This is a genomic window from Brevundimonas sp. (assembly GCF_016463295.1).
Lineage (GTDB): Bacteria > Pseudomonadota > Alphaproteobacteria > Caulobacterales > Caulobacteraceae > Brevundimonas.
On the sequence record NZ_JAEMRO010000004.1, the window covers coordinates 36,323 to 51,092 of the forward strand.

General features: G+C 67.0%; 16 protein-coding genes and 1 tRNA gene. 5 read left to right on the forward strand and 12 right to left on the reverse strand.

Going from position 1 to position 14,770, the window contains the following annotated elements; genetic code table 11:
• Positions 1 to 14: 14 nt before the first annotated feature.
• Positions 15 to 1,769, reverse strand: a complete 1,755-nt coding sequence (gene nusA, locus JHC81_RS02640; protein ID WP_292170295.1) for a transcription termination factor NusA — start codon at positions 1,767 to 1,769, stop codon at positions 15 to 17.
• Between the two features lie 4 nt (positions 1,770 to 1,773).
• Positions 1,774 to 2,319 (reverse strand): ribosome maturation factor RimP, encoded by a 546-nt coding sequence (rimP, locus tag JHC81_RS02645; RefSeq protein WP_292170296.1) that lies wholly within the window; start codon positions 2,317 to 2,319, stop codon positions 1,774 to 1,776.
• Positions 2,320 to 2,508: 189 nt separating this feature from the next.
• Here rimP and JHC81_RS02650 point away from each other — a divergent pair, with 189 nt between their 5' ends.
• Entirely contained in the window at positions 2,509 to 2,997 is a 489-nt protein-coding gene (locus JHC81_RS02650) for a hypothetical protein (RefSeq protein ID WP_292170298.1), read from the forward strand.
• Between the two features lie 6 nt (positions 2,998 to 3,003).
• Here the strand turns inward: JHC81_RS02650 and trmB are convergent, their stop codons facing one another.
• The 7 genes from trmB to hemC form a co-directional block, all read right to left on the reverse strand.
• Complete coding sequence (gene trmB, locus JHC81_RS02655) at positions 3,004 to 3,699, reverse strand: tRNA (guanosine(46)-N7)-methyltransferase TrmB (protein WP_292170301.1); 696 nt, start codon at positions 3,697 to 3,699, stop codon at positions 3,004 to 3,006.
• A 41-nt stretch (positions 3,700 to 3,740) separates the two neighbouring features.
• Positions 3,741 to 4,127 (reverse strand): hypothetical protein, encoded by a 387-nt coding sequence (locus JHC81_RS02660; protein ID WP_292170304.1) that lies wholly within the window; start codon positions 4,125 to 4,127, stop codon positions 3,741 to 3,743.
• 127 nt (positions 4,128 to 4,254) lie between these two features.
• Positions 4,255 to 4,953, reverse strand: coding sequence for a hypothetical protein (locus JHC81_RS02665; protein ID WP_292170306.1), 699 nt, complete (start codon positions 4,951 to 4,953; stop codon positions 4,255 to 4,257).
• 101 nt (positions 4,954 to 5,054) lie between these two features.
• Positions 5,055 to 6,245, reverse strand: coding sequence for a methionine adenosyltransferase (gene metK, locus JHC81_RS02670; RefSeq protein WP_292170308.1), 1,191 nt, complete (start codon positions 6,243 to 6,245; stop codon positions 5,055 to 5,057).
• 148 nt (positions 6,246 to 6,393) lie between these two features.
• Positions 6,394 to 6,469 (reverse strand) — tRNA-Thr (locus JHC81_RS02675).
• Between the two features lie 41 nt (positions 6,470 to 6,510).
• A complete protein-coding gene (locus JHC81_RS02680; protein ID WP_292170379.1) occupies positions 6,511 to 7,197 on the reverse strand; it encodes a uroporphyrinogen-III synthase in 687 nt (228 codons plus the stop codon).
• Positions 7,194 to 8,144 carry a hydroxymethylbilane synthase gene (hemC, locus tag JHC81_RS02685; RefSeq protein ID WP_292170310.1) on the reverse strand — a complete coding sequence of 317 codons (951 nt, stop codon included), beginning with the start codon at positions 8,142 to 8,144 and terminating at the stop codon, positions 7,194 to 7,196. The genes JHC81_RS02680 and hemC overlap by 4 nt, the downstream gene beginning before the upstream one ends.
• A gap of 52 nt (positions 8,145 to 8,196) precedes the next feature.
• Between hemC and tsaD the strand changes: the two genes are divergently transcribed.
• The 4 genes from tsaD to JHC81_RS02705 are packed head-to-tail and all read left to right on the forward strand — an operon-like array spanning position 8,197 to position 12,226.
• Entirely contained in the window at positions 8,197 to 9,384 is a 1,188-nt protein-coding gene (tsaD, locus tag JHC81_RS02690) for a tRNA (adenosine(37)-N6)-threonylcarbamoyltransferase complex transferase subunit TsaD (RefSeq protein ID WP_292170311.1), read from the forward strand.
• Positions 9,385 to 9,393: 9 nt separating this feature from the next.
• The gene (locus JHC81_RS02695; protein ID WP_292170313.1) at positions 9,394 to 10,392 is read left to right on the forward strand and encodes an NAD(P)H-dependent glycerol-3-phosphate dehydrogenase; all 999 of its coding nucleotides are present in this window, start codon (positions 9,394 to 9,396) and stop codon (positions 10,390 to 10,392) included.
• Between the two features lie 8 nt (positions 10,393 to 10,400).
• Complete coding sequence (gene ubiA / locus JHC81_RS02700) at positions 10,401 to 11,402, forward strand: 4-hydroxybenzoate octaprenyltransferase (protein ID WP_292170316.1); 1,002 nt, start codon at positions 10,401 to 10,403, stop codon at positions 11,400 to 11,402.
• Entirely contained in the window at positions 11,399 to 12,226 is an 828-nt protein-coding gene (locus JHC81_RS02705) for a DUF4163 domain-containing protein (protein ID WP_292170319.1), read from the forward strand. Before ubiA ends, JHC81_RS02705 begins: the two co-directional genes overlap by 4 nt.
• A gap of 50 nt (positions 12,227 to 12,276) precedes the next feature.
• Here JHC81_RS02705 and JHC81_RS02710 read toward each other — a convergent pair whose 3' ends face one another.
• From JHC81_RS02710 to JHC81_RS02720, 3 genes are read right to left on the reverse strand one after another with little or no spacing between them, the layout of a single operon-like run.
• Positions 12,277 to 12,999 (reverse strand): 2OG-Fe(II) oxygenase family protein, encoded by a 723-nt coding sequence (locus JHC81_RS02710; RefSeq protein ID WP_292170321.1) that lies wholly within the window; start codon positions 12,997 to 12,999, stop codon positions 12,277 to 12,279.
• Entirely contained in the window at positions 12,999 to 14,000 is a 1,002-nt protein-coding gene (locus JHC81_RS02715; protein WP_292170323.1) for an NADPH:quinone oxidoreductase family protein, read from the reverse strand. Before JHC81_RS02715 ends, JHC81_RS02710 begins: the two co-directional genes overlap by 1 nt.
• A gap of 22 nt (positions 14,001 to 14,022) precedes the next feature.
• A complete protein-coding gene (locus tag JHC81_RS02720) occupies positions 14,023 to 14,709 on the reverse strand; it encodes a 2OG-Fe(II) oxygenase family protein (RefSeq protein ID WP_292170325.1) in 687 nt (228 codons plus the stop codon).
• Positions 14,710 to 14,770 lie beyond the last annotated feature (61 nt).

Sequence of the window (14,770 nt, forward strand, 5' to 3'; positions counted from 1 at the left end):
GATCCGGTCTCCCATCACGCGTCGCGCGTGTCGTCGGAGTCCTCGGCGAGGACCTCGTCGGCATCGGCATCAACCGTTTCGGCATCGGCTTCGGGCGCATCGCCGAACACGGCGTCGGCGTCATATTCACCCTCGGCGTACTCGACCTCTTCCTCGTATTCGGGCTCGGGCGGCTGGGGCAGTTCGGACGCATCGATCCAGCCGGCGGCCACGCGAGCCTGCAGGATCAGCATTTCCGCCTCTTCCTGGGCCAGGTTGAAGCTCTCCAGCACGCCGGGCACCTTCACGCGCTCGCCGTTCTTGACCTCATAGCCGCCACGGATTTCGTCGGTGGCCAGGTCGGCCAGGTCCTCGACCGTCTTGACCCCGCCTTCGCCCAGGGCGACGGCGATGGCACCGGTCACGCCCGGAACGGACAGGACGGCATCCTCGACGCCCAGCTCGACGCGCTTGGCGTCCAGTTCGGCGGCCTGACGGTCCAGGAAGTCGCGGGCGCGAGCCTGCAGTTCCTCGGCGGTGTCCTCGTCGAAGCCTTCGATCTCGGAGATTTCATAGGGCTCGACAAAAGCCAGGTCTTCGACCGTCGCAAAGCCTTCGGTGACCAGCAGCTGGGCGATGACCTCGTCGACGTCTAAGGCCTCCTGGAACAGGGCCGTGCGCTCGCCGAACTCCTTCTGGCGACGCTCGGAATCCTGGCTTTCGGTGATGATGTCGATCTGCCAGCCGGTCAACTGGGAGGCGAGACGCACGTTCTGGCCGCGGCGGCCGATGGCCAGCGACAACTGCTCGTCCGGCACGACGACTTCGACGCGGTCGGCCTCTTCGTCCAGCACGACCTTGGAGACTTCGGCCGGGGCCAGGGCGTTCACGATGAAGGTCGGCTCATCGTTGTTCCACTGGATGATGTCGATCTTCTCGCCCTGCAGTTCGGCGACGACCGCCTGAACGCGGCTGCCGCGCATGCCGACGCAGGCGCCGACCGGGTCGATGGAGCTGTCGTTCGACAGGACGGCCATCTTGGCGCGCGAGCCGGCGTCGCGGGCGGCGGCGCGGATTTCGATCACGCCGTCATAGACCTCGGGCACCTCCTGGGCGAACAGCTTGGCCATGAAGCCGGGGTGCGAGCGCGACAGCATGACCTGCGGGCCCTTGGCCTCGGCGCGGACGTCATAGATGTAGGTGCGGATCCGGTCGCCGATGTTGAACACTTCGCGCGGGATGGAATCGTTGCGGCGCATGATGCCCTCGCCCCGGCCCAGGTCGACAACGGTGTTGCCGTATTCGACGCGCTTGACCGTGCCGTTGACGATCTCCCCGACGCGGTCCTTGAACTCTTCGTATTGGTTGGCGCGTTCGGCGTCGCGAACCTTGCCCATGACGACCTGGCGGGCCATCTGGGTCTGCACCCGGCCGAAGTCGAACGGCGGCAGGTTCTCGACGTATTCCTTGCCGACCTCGGCTTCCGGATCACGCTTGGACGCGTCGGTCAGGCGTACCATGGCGCTGTCGTTGAACTCTTCCAGCTCGTCTTCTGGCTGCCAGTCGTCGGGCACGATGGTGACGTGACGCGTCAGGCTCAGCTCGCCGGTCTTGATGTCGATCTTGGCGCGGATGTCGTGGTGAGCACCATAGCGCGACTTGGCGCCCTTCTGGATCGCCTCCTCGATCGCCTCGACGACGATCTCCTTGTCGATGTTCTTCTCGCGCGCGACCGCATCGGCGATCTGCAGCAGTTCAAGACGGTTCGCGGAAACGCCGGCAACAGCCATGTCTTTAGTCCTCGGTCTCGGTTGTATCGTTGTCATTGCGGGCGGCGCGCTTTTCGGCCCCCGCCTTCATCAGTTCGTCGGTCAGCACCAGCTTGGCATCCACCAACCAGTCGAAGGGGATCAGGGCGGTGTCCTCCTCCCCGTCCAGATCGATGGCGATGTTCTCGCCGTCCGTCCCTGCCAGGACGCCTTTGAATCGCTTGCGGCCCTCGACCATACGGTCGGTCTCCAGTCGCGCCTCATAGCCCTCGAAAAGGTCGAAGTCGGACTGGCGCGTGAGGGGGCGGTCTACGCCCGGCGATGACACTTCCAGCAGATACTCGCCCGCGATCGGATCGGCGGCGTCGAAAATCTCGGACACCGCGCGGCTCAGGCGGGCGCACTCCTCGACCGCGATATCGTGGTCGCTGGGCCGCTCGGCCATGATCTGCAGGCGGCGACGCAGGGTGCCGCCCATCAGCCGCACCCGCACGATGTCGAGACCCAGGCTCTCGGCCACGGGTTCGATCAGCTCCAGCAGAGCGCGGTCTTCGACGGTCTTGGCCTTCAAGGCTCTAGTCTCACAGGCAATAAAAAAGCGGCGGGCCATCCGGGGCCGCCGCTTGGAACGACGCCGTTTGACGCCGGTCTAACGATGTAGGGCGGCATATAGACCCCCGGAACGGCTTTGTCAGCCCCTTCTCGCAACAGGCCGACGACAGTCATTGCCATCCCCGCCCCGCGCCGCCAGAAAGCGCCGATGAAAATCCACTGGATCGGACTGAACACCACCGGCCGCCTGGGCGTGTCGCGCAAGCCCGACGGCGGCGAGGCCCTCGACGAACAGATGGCCGGCCTGTCGCACGGCATGGTCGATCATGTCATCAGCATGCTGGAGCCCGCGGAGGCCCAGAAGCTGGGCCTCGCCGACGAGGGCGGTGCGGCCGCGCGACACGGCGTCGGCTTTCACAACTTCCCCATTCCCGACCATGGCCTGCCCGACGATGTCGCCGCCTATCGCAAGCTGGCCCAGGCCATTGACCGGCGGCTGCGCGCGGGACAAGCCATCGTGATCCACTGCCGCGCCGGCCTGGGGCGCGCGCCGTCGCTGGCGATCTGTGCCCTGATCGTCGGCGGCATGGATCCGGACGAGGCCGTCCTTCGCGTCGGCAAGGCGCGCGGTCGCCCGGTGCCAGAAACCGACGAACAGTTCGCCTTCATCCGCACCTTTGCGGCTCTGCGCGACTGACGCCGGTCAGACCCGCCGGAACTCCATGAACAGCGGCGTCGTGTCGCCCAGCCGCTTTTCCTCATAGCGGGTGGTGACATGGTCGTCCCACGGCACGGTCCAGTCGTCATCGGGCGAAGGCACCCGCTCCAGCCCCGGCGTCCGCGCCAATCGCTCCAGCGCCCAGCCCGCATAGTCTTCCCAGTCGGTCACGAACCGCACCACCCCGCCGGGCTTCAGCAGTCGCGCGATTTCGGCCGCCGTCTCGTCCTGCAACAGGCGGCGCTTGTTGTGCCGCACCTTGTGCCAGGGGTCGGGGAACAGGATCATCACCCGGTCCAGCGACGCGTCCGGCAGAGCCGCCATCACCGCCCGCGCATCGTCGGCATGGACACGCACATTGCTAAGCCCGCCCTCGTCGATATGCCTCAGGACCGAGGCCACCCCGTTCAGGAACGGCTCGCACCCGATCATCAGCACGCCCGGATGCCGTCCCGCCTGGGTCGCCAGATGTTCGCCCCCGCCGAACCCGATCTCCAGCCAGACGCCTTGCGCACCCGGCATCAGCGCCTGCGGATCGATCGGCCCCGCCGCCGGATCGGGCACGGCAATGCGCGGCAGCAGACTGTCGAACAGCGCCGCCTGCTTCGGCTTGATCGGCCGCGCCTTGATCCGCCCGAAGGAGCGTAGGGGGCGGTTTATGGGGTCGGGGTCGGTGGTCATGGCGCGGCTATAGCGGTGCACGCCACATGTGCCCACTAACATCACGATGTCGGTGGTCCACACGCCTTGATCGCGTCAATCGTTTCATCAAGCCAATCAACATATGGCCCCTGGCTACCCTGCATCTCGGCATCGACGTTTGAGCCGTCTGGCGCGGTCAGTTGCGTCCTGATGGTCCACGGTGGTGCACGTCGGGTTGCGATACGGGAGGTGTCTGGGCCTGCGCCGGGCAAGATCAACGCTGGGCCGGGCCGCAGAGGTGGCAGATACTGAAAGGCATCGACGGCGTTTCGAACTCTATCACAGTAAGCTGTGGTGCCGCGCCAGCTTTGGCCTTCAAACGTCAACACCAAGGCTGCCTGATTGAACACCCCAGCATCTGTACGCACTTCAATCCTGTATCCGTCGCGGCGCTCGGCGACCAGCATCAATGAGTCCAACAACGAGCGCCCTTCCGCCTGAGTTGGTCTGATGTTGTTGGGCTCTGCCGATTGAGCATGCGACTGTGACCCGCACAGCAGGTTGACGGCTAAGCACAGCCCAAAACATGCGAGACTAAGGACAGGGTTGGGCATCGGGATTAACCTCCGGTCCTGGCTGCGTTGGTTTGGCCGGGTCAGGACTACCTACTGGACGAGGACCATCTTGATACACGTAAGTGATCGGCGGGCCTCCATTTTGGTCTGCTGCAATGATGTACATGTAGAACGTCTCGTTCGATCGCCCAGCACGACGGGCGAGATCATTGTTGGCCATAAACGTGTTCCAGTCGTCCTGGCTTGGCAAAGGGTTGCCAAATGGGTGGCTATGAACATCACCTTGATAGTTTGAGGGGGTGGTATTGTGCGGGTCCAGCTCCAGACTGGTCGGGTCACCAGCCTCTCCCGCCGTCGTAGGGGTGAGGGTTATTGAAGCACCCGGTCCTCGGATAAGGAAACTTCCGAACTCCCGATTCCGCAGGTTCGGCACCCCATTCGGTGCATCGGCAAAGCCGATCTCGGCAGCCTTCTCCAAAAACTTCTGGACTGCATAAGCTCCTGCCGCATCCGCATTCCAGGGCAGTGCTGTATCCGGATAGGCGCACGGGTCTGTCTGTTGTGGCGGCTCCGGGTCGCCGGGATCGAGGTCGATGGTCCGGCCTGGCGGATCGCCCGTATTGCCGCCTCCACCACCGCCTGCGGTTGGGAAAACGCCGCCGGGACGGCGGCGCTGTCCGACACTGACGACGTCGGGCAAGGTCGTGGGATCGGTCATGTCGATCGGCTCCTGAGCTTTCAGAACCTCACGCTACACAACTGTCGATGGGGGGGGGCAAATCACCGTTGGTTGATCGTCCCGGATCGGTCCGGTTGGCCTCAGCCCGCCAGCGCCTTCAACCGATCCACCAGATCCGTCTTCTCCCAGCCGAACCCGCCGTCCGCATCCGGCTCGCGCCCGAAGTGGCCATAGGCGGCGGTGCGGGCATAGATCGGCTTGTTCAGACCCAGGTGCTGGCGGATGGCGCGCGGGGTGGCGCCGCCGATCAGGCCCAGCAGTTCGCGCTCCAGCACGCTTTCGTCGATGCGGCCCGTGCGGTGCAGATCGACGTGGATCGACTGGGGCTCGGCCACGCCGATGGCATAGCTGATCTGGATGGTGCAGCGGTCGGCCAGGCCCGCGGCCACCACATTCTTGGCCAGGTAGCGGCAGGCATAGGCCGCCGAGCGGTCCACCTTGGTCGGATCCTTGCCGCTGAAGGCGCCGCCGCCGTGCGGAGACGCCCCGCCATAGGTATCGACGATGATCTTGCGGCCGGTCAGGCCGGTGTCGCCATCCGGCCCGCCGATCTCGAAGATGCCGGTCGGATTGATGTGCCAGACGGTGTTCTCGTCGGTGAAGCCCTCGGGCAGGACCTCCAGGATCAGCGGCTTGACGAAGGCCGCCACCTGATCGGCCTTGCCCGCCGCATGCTGGGTCGACAGCACGATGGAGGTCGCCCGCACCGGCTTGCCGTCCACATACTGGATGGTCACCTGGCTCTTGGCGTCCGGCTCCAGCAGGGTGCCGCCCGCATGACGCACCTCGGCCAGCTTCTTCAGGATGGCGTGACTGTAGGCCAGGGTCGCCGGCATCAGTTCGGGCGTCTCGTTCGAGGCATAGCCGAACATGATCCCCTGATCGCCCGCGCCCTCGTCCTTGTTGTCGGCGGCGTCCACGCCCACGGCGATGTCCACCGACTGGCCGTGCAGGTGGTTCTGGAACTCGAAGGTGTTCCAGTGGAACTTGTCCTGCTCATAGCCGATGTCGCGCACGGCGGCGCGCACGGCCGCCTCGATCTCGGCCTCCAGACCCGGGACCCAGGCGTCGTTCTCCCAGATGCCCTTGCCGCGGATTTCGCCGGCCAGCACCACCAGATTGGTCGTGCACAGTGTCTCACACGCCACCCGCGCCTCGGGATCGCGTGCCAGGAACAGGTCCACGACCGTGTCGGAAATCCGGTCCGCGACCTTGTCGGGGTGGCCCTCCGAAACGCTTTCGGACGTGAACAGGAAGGTGGATCGGGACAAGGCGGACTCCAGTCGGGCCGTAAGGGCCAGCAGACATATAAGGACATCCTTATATGTTCAAGACGCCACGCCGCGATTGCTCACGACGCAGCCCGCATCGTTTACGCGCGGAGGCGATCAGGAGATGCGTCGGCGATGTCGGAAAAGGTGGTGCCGCTTAGGTGACTCGAACACCTGACCCCATCATTACGAATGATGTGCTCTACCAGCTGAGCTAAAGCGGCCCGGCGCGGACGGGAACCGGCTCGCGCGAGAGAGGCGCTCTTTATACGGCGGGCGCGGGCTTGCCAAGCGCCTCCAGCATCCCCGTTTCGCTCGGATGGGTGCCAATGCTCAGATCGGCGATAGGCAGTCCTTGCAAGGGAGCAGCCGCCTGTGCCGAAATGGCGACGATGCGGCACTGTTGGACGGTCTTCACTCCCAGGCCAGCCAGGGCCACAGCCGCGCGGGGCGAATGGATCAGGATGGCCGCGACATCCTCAGGCGCATCCGCCTTCGTCTCGACGGCTTCATAAACGGCCAGGGTCTCGACCTGAACCCGACCGTTCAGCAGGGTGGCCAGATCGGCCACGGGCTGGCGCGCCACCAAGGCCAGCAGCCGCTCGCCGGGTTGCATCTCGCGCGCGATCAGGGCGACCAGATCGTCCACTGCGCCGTCGGCCGATTGCACGTCGGAGAAGCCCGCCTCGCTTGCGGCCTGTGCCGTGGCCGCGCCCACTGCGAACACCCGCAGATCGCGCCGGGGCGTCAGGGCGGCAAAGCCACTGACGCCGTTGCGGCTGGTGAAGACGAGAGCATCGAAGCCCTCCAGCTCTGGCACGGCGGGTGACAGCGGTCGGATCGCCAGCAGCGGCTGCACCACCGGCTCCCATCCCATCGCCCTCAATCGCCCGGCGGTGCGCGACGCGCCGGGTTCGGCGCGGGTGACCCAGACGCGACGCCGGTCGCTCAGGACGACACCCTCTGATCGCCGGCCAGCGCATGCACCTCGGCTCCCAGCCTCAGGCCGAGCGCCCGCGCCTGTGCACCGGCATCTACCGCCTCGATTTCGACCATCTCGCCGCCGCGTCGCCAGCGGGCGGAGCCATCGGGGGCCAGCATTTCGGTGGTCAGCAACAGCCGCCCGTCGCCGATTTCGGCATGGGCCCCGACCGCGGTGCGACAGGACCCCTCCAGCGCTGTCATGGCTCCGCGCTCGGCCTCGATGGCCAAGGCCGTCATCGTGTCGTTCAGAACCGATACCCAGGCCGCGTCCAGATCCTCGACCCTTGTCTGCAGGGCCAGCGCGCCTTGACCCGGCGCGGGCAGAAAACTGTCCAGAGACAGGCGCTCGCGGATCACGCCCTCGAACCCCAGCCGGTTTAATCCCGCGGTGGCCAGCAGGATAGCGTCGAACTCGCCGTCGGCCAGCCGCCGCAGCCGCGTATCCACATTGCCGCGCAGCATCTCGATCTTCAGGTCAGGCCTCAGCGCCAAGGCCTGGGCCTGTCGCCGCAGGGAGGCCGTACCCAGCCGCGCGCCCATAGGCAATTCGTCGAAACTGGGGACCACATCGCTGATGAAGGCGTCGCGCGCATCCTCGCGCACCGGCACGGCGGCGATGCACAGGCCCGGCGGCTGATCGGCCGGCATGTCCTTCATCGAATGGACGGCCACATCCACGCGGCCATCCAGCAGGGCCTCCTCGATCTCCTTGGTGAACAAGGCCTTTCCGCCGATGTCCATCAGGCGGCGATCCTGCACCCTATCCCCGGTCGTGACGATTTCGACCAGGGGTACCGCCGCCTCGATATCCGCCTCCGGCACACCCAGGGCGCGTCCGATGGCGCGCTGCATCATGCCCGACTGGGTCAGGGCCAGTTTGGAGCGACGCGTGCCGATGCGGACGAGAGGGGTCATGCGGGTGACGGGAACCGTTGCGGAAGCGGGACGAGGTCGTTACCTCGACCCAATGAGTATCGGCGCGGACTATAGCAGCGAGGCAGGCCGGGCAACCGACGCGACGTCGCTGCCCCGAACCCTCACGGTTTTGGGCCTGGAAACGAGCTGCGACGAAACCGCCGCCTCGGTCGTGCGCCTGGCACCTGACGGCAGTGCGACGGTCCTCTCGTCTGTGGTCCACAGCCAGATCGATGACCATGCGGCCTTCGGCGGCGTCGTGCCCGAGATCGCCGCCCGCAGCCATGTGGAGATGATCGACGGCGTCGTCCGCCGTGCGATGACGGATGCCGGCATCGGCTATGACGCCCTCGACGGCGTCGCCGCGACCGCCGGGCCGGGCCTGGTCGGCGGGGTCATGGTCGGCCTCGGCTTCGGCAAGGCCGTAGCCCTGGCCCGCGACCTGCCGCTAATCGCGGTCAACCATCTGGAGGGGCACGCCGTCTCCGCGCGCCTGGGCCAGCCGGTAGATTATCCCTTCCTGCTGCTGCTCGTATCTGGCGGGCATTGCCAGTTGCTGGAGGTGCGCGGCATCGGCGACAAGACGCGCCTGGGCACCACCATCGACGATGCGGCGGGCGAGGCCTTCGACAAGATCGCCAAGGCTCTGGGGCTCGGCTATCCCGGCGGTCCGGCTTTAGAAAAGCTGGCGGCGTCCGGTGACGGCTCCCGCTTCGACCTGCCGCGCGCTTTGCTGGGCCGCAAGGACTGCGATTTTTCCTTCTCGGGGCTCAAGACCGCCGCCTCGCGCCTGGCCCAGACCTGCGAGACCGAGCAGGACAAGGCCGACCTCGCCGCCGCCGTCCAGACCGCCATCGCCCGCCAGCTCAGCGAACGTGCCGACCGGGCGATGAAGGATTATGCGACCCATGACAGCGCCATCGCCCTCAAGCAGTCTCGCCCCGCGGGCGAGGCGGTAGGGCCATCTCTATTCGTGGTCGCTGGCGGCGTCGCCGCCAACAAGACCATCCGCGCCACGCTGGAAGCCACGGCAGCCAGGAACGGCTTTGCTTTCCTGGCCCCGCCCATGGCCTACTGCACCGACAATGCGGCGATGATCGCGCTGGCGGGGGCGGAGCGGCTGCGGCTGGGTCTGGTCTCCGACATCGACACCGCCGCCCGGCCACGCTGGCCGCTGGACGAACACAGCGCCCTGACCGCCCCGACGCACACGCCGGGCCGCAAAGGGGCCAAGGCTTAGGGGATGGGCATGGAATTTCGCACCGCAGGCGTGATCGGCGCAGGGGCTTGGGGCACCGCCCTGGCCCAGGTCGCCGGATCGGCCGGTCTGGACGTGCTGCTTCAGGCGCGTGAGTCGGATGTGGTCGACAGCATCCGCGAACGCCGCGTCAACGAAGCCTTCCTGCCTGGCATCACCCTGGACGACCACGTCGCGGTGACGACGGAACTGTCCGACCTGGCGCATTGTGACCTGATCCTGGCCGTACCGCCGGCCCAGCACATGCGTTCGACCCTGAGCGCCTTTGCACCCTTCCACCGCGCGGGCGTGCCCGTCGTCCTGTGTTCGAAGGGGATCGAGCGCGGCTCGCTGAAGCTGATGACCGACGTGCTGGCCGAGACCTTGCCGGATGCGCCCGCCGCCGTCCTGTCGGGCCCCAGTTTCGCAGGCGAGGTCGCACGCGGCCTGCCCAGCGCGGTCACCTTGGCCTGCGCGGACGAGGCCCTTGGCGAGCGGCTGATGGAGACGCTGTCGGCCCCGGCCTTCCGCCCCTATCTGGCGACCGACCTGATCGGGGCCGAGGTCGGCGGGGCGATCAAGAACGTTCTGGCCATCGCCTGCGGCATCGTTGAGGGACGCGGGCTGGGTCGCAGTGCCCACGCTGCCCTGATCACGCGCGGCTTTGCCGAAATGACCCGGCTGGGCGTGGCCCTGGGCGGTCGGGCAGAAACGGTGGCGGGCCTGTGCGGGCTGGGCGACCTGGTCCTGACCTGCTCCAGTCCCCAGTCGCGCAACATGAGCCTGGGCCTCGCCCTCGGTCAGGGCCAGACGGTGGAACAGGCCCTCGCCGGCAAGCGGTCGGTGGCCGAGGGCTGTGAGAGCGCGCCCGCCGTGCGCGAACTGGCGGCGAAGACGGGCGTGGACATGCCCATTTCGCTCGCCGTCGCCGCCCTGCTGAACGGCGAGACGACCGTCGACAAGGTTATCGAGGATCTGCTGTCGCGTCCGCTGAAGGCGGAACGGGAATAGACGCACCCATGACGTCCGCCCCCCTTCCCGATGCCGGTTCGAACTGGGTGGACCGGCATGCGCCGGAGGGGCTGAAGCCCTGGCTGAAACTGGGCCGGTTCGACCGGCCCATCGGCATCTGGCTGCTGTTGCTGCCGGGCTGGCAGGGGATAGCGCTGGCGCTGGGGCAGTATCGGGCGGTGCCCGGCTGGTATGAGGCTTGGCTGGTTATCGGCTTTGCCATCGGGGCCTGTCTGATGCGGGCGGCGGGCTGCGCCTTCAACGACATCGTCGACCGCAACATCGACGCCCAGGTGGCGCGGACGGCGATGCGGCCGATCCCTTCTGGCCAGATCGGCGTCAGACAGGCCTGGGCCTTCGTCATGGGATGCAGCCTGATCAGCCTGTTGATCCTGCTGACGCTGAACTTCACGGCCATTTTGCTCGGCGTCGGATCGCTGGCGCTGGTGGCGGCCTATCCCTTCATGAAGCGGATCACCTGGTGGCCGCAGGCGTGGCTGGGTCTCACTTTCAACTGGGGGGCGCTGATGGGATTTGCGGCGGCGAACGTCTGGATAACGCTATGGCCGGTCCCGCTCGCTGTTTCCGTGCCCATCCACCCGATCATTGCATTGCTGATCCCCGCCCTCCTCCTCTACCTCGGCGGCGTATTCTGGACCCTCGGCTACGACACCATTTACGCCCTGCAAGACATCGAGGACGACGCCATGGTCGGGGTGAAGTCCTCGGCGCGGCGGCTGGGTGGCAATGTCCAAAGGGGTGTCGGCGTCTTCTACGCTCTGGCGACAGTCTTCGCCGGACTGGCGGGGGCCCTCGCGGGCCTCGGTCCGCTGTTCTGGATCGGGCTCGCCGCCTATGCCGCTCATCTGGCGTGGCAGACGCGGCGGGTGCGCAGCGACGACGGCACGCTGGCGCTTCGCCTGTTCCGATCCAATCGCGAGGCGGGGTTCGTCCTGCTGATCGCCATTATTCTGGGTGCCGTATGGCCCCTGCAAGGAGTTGCCCCATGAAGACCGTCCGCGCCCTGATCCTGACAGCCGCCGTCGCCGCCACGCTTACGGCCTGCAACCGCGATCGCGAGACGGCACCCGAGGCCGAAACGTCAGCCGCGCCTGGCGCGGTCTCTACCACCGCCGCCGCGCCGCTCGAGTTCGACAGCGACACGCCCTTCGCCAAGGTCAAGCTGACCCTACCGGAAGCGATCAAGGCCCAGCCCCAGCTTCATGCCGCCCTCTATGCCAAGGAGGTTCAGACCCTCCGCCAGTTCGTCGAGGGCGCGCAGGGCGAGCAGGCCGAGGCCGGCTTCGACGAGCAGCGCCCGCCCTATGAGAAGACTGTCGCCGTGGCCGCAGCGGGCGAGACGAGCGGTCTGCTCAGCCTCAAGCGGGTGGACTTCGACTATTCCGGCGGGGCGCACCCCAATACGATCACCACCGGCATCCTGTGGGACAAGACGGCGAAGGCGCAGGTGCCGGGCACCGCCCTGTTCCGCGCCGGGGCCGACATGACGGCGCTGGACCGGGCCCTGTGTTCCGCGCTGAATACCGCCAAGAAGGCCCGCTCGCCGGACAGCGCACCGGTGACCCTGACCGGGTCGGACTGGTCCTGCCCCCGCGCGGCGGCGACGCCGTTTGTGCTGGCGGGAGGCTCCGAGCCGGGCAAGGCGGCGGGACTGATCTTCCTGGTCGGCCCCTTTCAGATCGGCCCCTATTCCGACGGGGCCTATGAGATCGCCCTGCCCGCCTCGACCTTCCAGTCCCTGCTGGCCCCGGCCTGGGCCGGTCAGTTCGGCGGCACGCTCGCCCGGACGGGCGATGTCACTCCCACCCGCTAGGGTGCTTTTGGCCAAGCAAATCTCGACCAAGCCGTGCCTTCGGCCTGCCGTCAGATCGCAGTGTGGCTCCGCAGCCAGCCGGTGATCGACAGGCGGCCGGCACCGGCGAAACTGGCGACCTGGGTCACCGCATGGTCCATCGGTACGGCGAAAATATTGAGGGCGTTAAACCGCGGCACGAAGCCCTGTTCGATCTGGCCGTCGGCACCCGGAAAGATCAACGCCCCGCCCCAGTCCACGCGCCAGTCGCGGGTCAGGTTCAGCACATAGGCATAGAGCCGGTTCTTGCCCTCGGCATCGTCGTTGTGGCCGGTCAGGACGTGGCCGGGCCGATAGCGTGTGGCCTGGGCATCGGCGAAGTCGATGCGGTCGTCGCCGGTCACGCCGCGCACGAAGGCGATAAAGGCCGGGCTGTTCAGAAAGGCGGGAACGGCCGCCACGGCGTCCTGAACATCGTCGCCGATGCCCTCGACCGTGATACGCCGGGTGTCGAAGATATACTGCATGCCGGCGTGGGCCCCGTTCAGCGCAGCCTGGTCGATCCAGCTCTGCTTGCCCGGCTCGGCGGCGCGACCGCCGCTCAGCGGCAGTTCGAACCGCTCTCCGCCTGCATCCACCGTTAACCGCCAGCCGTCATAGGCCTCCATGGCCGCCGTCAGGGCCTCGGCGCTGTCGGGCGTCAACACATCCGGGATGTGCAGGCGGCGATGCACCTTGAAGACCGCGTTCAGGGCCGCGACATCCAGCGACGGTGAGAGCGCCAACTCAGACATCAGGCGTCGACCGTCACCACGACCTTGCCCATGACCGAGCGGTCGCCCAGGGCCTGAATGGCCTCGTGCGCGCGCTCCAGCGGATAGGTGCGGCTGATGCGCGGCCTGATCTTGCCCTCGCTCCAGAACTGGAACAGGTCAGTCATGTTGGCGGCGTGGCCGGCCGGGTCCCGGGCCACGGCGGCGCCCCAGAACACCCCGATCACCGACACCGACTTCAGCAGGGTCAGGTTCAGCGGGAGGGACGGAATGCCCGCCGGGAAGCCGACCACCAGATAGCGCCCGTTCCAGTCCATGGACCTCAGGGCCGGCTCGCAATAGTCGCCCCCGACCCCGTCATAAACGACGTCCGGTCCGTCGCGGCCCGAGGCCAGCTTCAGCTCGCCGGACAGCTCCTTCTGGGCCGCCTTGTCCATCTTGCCGGAGGGGTAGATCAGACCGTCGTCGGCCCCGGCCTCCAGCGCGAACTGCACCTTGTCATTGGTCGAGGCGGCGGCGACGACGCGGGCCCCCATGGCCTTGCCCAGTTCGACCGCAGCGATGCCGACGCCGCCTGCAGCCCCAAGCACCAGCAGACTCTCGCCCGCCTTCAGCTGGGCCCGGTCCTTGAGCGCATAGTAGCTGGTACCATAGGTCATGATCAGGGCCGCAGCGGTGGGGAAGTCCATGCCGTCGGGGATCTTGATGACGCTGGTCGCGGGCACCGCCAGCCGCTCGACCAGACCGCCCCAGCCGGGCACGGCGATGACGCGGTCGCCCTTGCGCACAGAGGTGACGCCTTCCCCGATCGCCTCGACGACCCCTGCCACCTCGCCGCCGGGCGAAAAGGGGCGCTGCGGCTTGAACTGGTATTTGTCCTCGATGATCAGGGTGTCAGGGAAGTTGATGCCGACCGCCTTCACATCGATGACCACCTCGCCCTTCATCGGGCGCGGGTCCATGACCTCTTCGACGACCAGGGTGTCGGGGCCGCCGGGGGCCTTGGACAGGACTGCGCGCATCAGGGGATCCTTGGTGAGAGTTTCATTTGGCGGGCCGGGCGTCACGCACCCAGCCGGTCAGAGACAGGCGCGCCCCATCGGCGAACGGGGCGACGCAGGACACGGCGTGGGCCTGCGGCACCTTCAGCACATTGAGGGCATTGAACGCCGGCGTATAGGCCTCGGCCACATGCCCATCGCCGTCGATGAAGGTCAGCAGCCCGCCCCAGTCGGCCCGCCACTGGGGCGTCAGGTTCAGCACATAGGCACACAGTCTTCCCGCCCCGTCGCGGTGATCGTCGTGCTGCGTCAGATAGTGGCCCGGCCGAAAGCGGGTCGCCTGGATGTCGGCGTAGACCCCGCGAGAGGTGCCGGTGAGGGCGGCTATGAATTCCAGAAAGGCCGGACCGTTGACCAGGTCGTAGGCGGCCTTCAGCACCGGCGAGACTGGATCGCCCGCCTCTACCTTGTCGCTGATCCGGATCGTGTCGAACATATAGTGAAAGCCGTGGGCCGCCTGTCGGTGCGCCAGTTTCAGAAAGCCTGCCTCCTGCTCAGGCGTCAAAGCCGCCAGACCATCCAGCGGCAGATCGACTCCGCCGTCCGATCCCATGGTCGAGCAGACCCAGCCTCTCTCTTGCCGGAGACCGGTGTGCAGGGCCTCCGCCGAGGCCACGCTGAGGATGCCGGGAATATGCGTCCGCCCAAAACGCGCAAAGGCTGGAGCCATGGAGGCGGGATGCAATCGCCTGTCGATAACAAGGTCGGGGATTGACGACGACAAGAGGGTT

What these genes read in the sequence shown, in the direction of transcription:
- JHC81_RS02710 (WP_292170321.1), bottom strand. Translation starts at nt 12,999, where the DNA reads ATGTCTGAGTTGGCGCTCTCACCGTCGCTGGATGTCGCGGCCCTGAAC.
- JHC81_RS02695 (WP_292170313.1), top strand. Translation starts at nt 9,394, where the DNA reads ATGGAATTTCGCACCGCAGGCGTGATCGGCGCAGGGGCTTGGGGCACC.
- trmB (WP_292170301.1), bottom strand. Translation starts at nt 3,699, where the DNA reads ATGACCACCGACCCCGACCCCATAAACCGCCCCCTACGCTCCTTCGGG.
- tsaD (WP_292170311.1), top strand. Translation starts at nt 8,197, where the DNA reads ATGAGTATCGGCGCGGACTATAGCAGCGAGGCAGGCCGGGCAACCGAC.
- ubiA (WP_292170316.1), top strand. Translation starts at nt 10,401, where the DNA reads ATGACGTCCGCCCCCCTTCCCGATGCCGGTTCGAACTGGGTGGACCGG.
- JHC81_RS02705 (WP_292170319.1), top strand. Translation starts at nt 11,399, where the DNA reads ATGAAGACCGTCCGCGCCCTGATCCTGACAGCCGCCGTCGCCGCCACG.
- JHC81_RS02660 (WP_292170304.1), bottom strand. Translation starts at nt 4,127, where the DNA reads ATGCTGGTCGCCGAGCGCCGCGACGGATACAGGATTGAAGTGCGTACA.
- hemC (WP_292170310.1), bottom strand. Translation starts at nt 8,144, where the DNA reads ATGACCCCTCTCGTCCGCATCGGCACGCGTCGCTCCAAACTGGCCCTG.
- JHC81_RS02720 (WP_292170325.1), bottom strand. Translation starts at nt 14,709, where the DNA reads ATGGCTCCAGCCTTTGCGCGTTTTGGGCGGACGCATATTCCCGGCATC.
- JHC81_RS02650 (WP_292170298.1), top strand. Translation starts at nt 2,509, where the DNA reads ATGAAAATCCACTGGATCGGACTGAACACCACCGGCCGCCTGGGCGTG.
- JHC81_RS02665 (WP_292170306.1), bottom strand. Translation starts at nt 4,953, where the DNA reads ATGACCGATCCCACGACCTTGCCCGACGTCGTCAGTGTCGGACAGCGC.
- nusA (WP_292170295.1), bottom strand. Translation starts at nt 1,769, where the DNA reads ATGGCTGTTGCCGGCGTTTCCGCGAACCGTCTTGAACTGCTGCAGATC.
- JHC81_RS02715 (WP_292170323.1), bottom strand. Translation starts at nt 14,000, where the DNA reads ATGCGCGCAGTCCTGTCCAAGGCCCCCGGCGGCCCCGACACCCTGGTC.